The following is a 786-nucleotide window of genomic DNA, read 5'->3' on the forward strand; positions in this document are numbered from 1 at the left end:
CCGCCGCGACGATCTGGCGGTGCTGGCCAGCTGGCCGGATGGTGGCCCGCCCGATGCACGGCTTGCCGCGCTGGGCGCGCGCTGGATCGGCCCGGCTGGCAGTGCGCCGGCTGGCAGCGCCGCCCATGACGCGCACCGCCATGCCGTCGGCGTCCCCGACAGCGCGGATATCGGTTCGGACGAACTGCTGTGGCTGGAAACCGGCGCCGACCTGCTGGACGGCGTGTCGTTCACCAAGGGCTGCTATGTCGGCCAGGAGAACACCGCCCGCATGCACCATCGCGACAAGGTGCGGCGCCGACTGGTGCCGGTCAGCATCGAGGGTGATCCCGGCGCGGCGACGGAGGTGACCGACGCGCAGGGGCGCAGTTGCGGCCGGCTGCGCAGCCGGAATGGCGATAAGGCCATCGTGCACCTGCGGCTGGAGGCTGCCGACGGACCACTATTCCTTGGCCCGGCAACAGTGACCGTGCGCCGCCCAGACTGGCTGGTGGGCGCCTGGTGATGCTGCTCGATCCGGTGGAGCGCGCCGCCGGGCGGCTGGATGCCGCGCTGGGTTCAGTCTGGCACTGGCTGGCAGAGGACAGTGGCGAGGCGCTGTTCGGCGCCGGGGTGGCGCTGGCGATCTTCCTGGCGCTGGAAGGCCTGTTGCTGCTCGCCCGCCAGCTGCTGCCGCGCGGCGGTGAAGGCTGGCGGGCGCTGGCCCGCGGCGTGGTGGACCGCACGTTGCAGCTGTTCCTGGTCGCCGTGGCTCTTGACGGCGCCAGCCATGCCGTGGCGCCGCCG

Annotated in this window: 1 protein-coding gene and 1 pseudogene; both read left to right on the forward strand. The window is 72.9% G+C overall.

What is annotated here, in order from left to right; translation table 11 throughout:
• Positions 1–505 (forward strand): CAF17-like 4Fe-4S cluster assembly/insertion protein YgfZ (ygfZ, locus tag GJV64_RS15050; protein WP_164158330.1); only part of this gene is annotated, 505 nt, incomplete at its 5' end.
• Positions 505–786 (forward strand): annotated as a pseudogene (locus GJV64_RS15055) (mechanosensitive ion channel family protein); the annotation flags it as partial. The gene ygfZ and the pseudogene GJV64_RS15055, both read left to right, overlap by 1 nt.

The sequence above is a fragment of the Sandarakinorhabdus rubra genome (assembly GCF_010994245.1).
GTDB lineage: Bacteria > Pseudomonadota > Alphaproteobacteria > Sphingomonadales > Sphingomonadaceae > Sandarakinorhabdus > Sandarakinorhabdus rubra.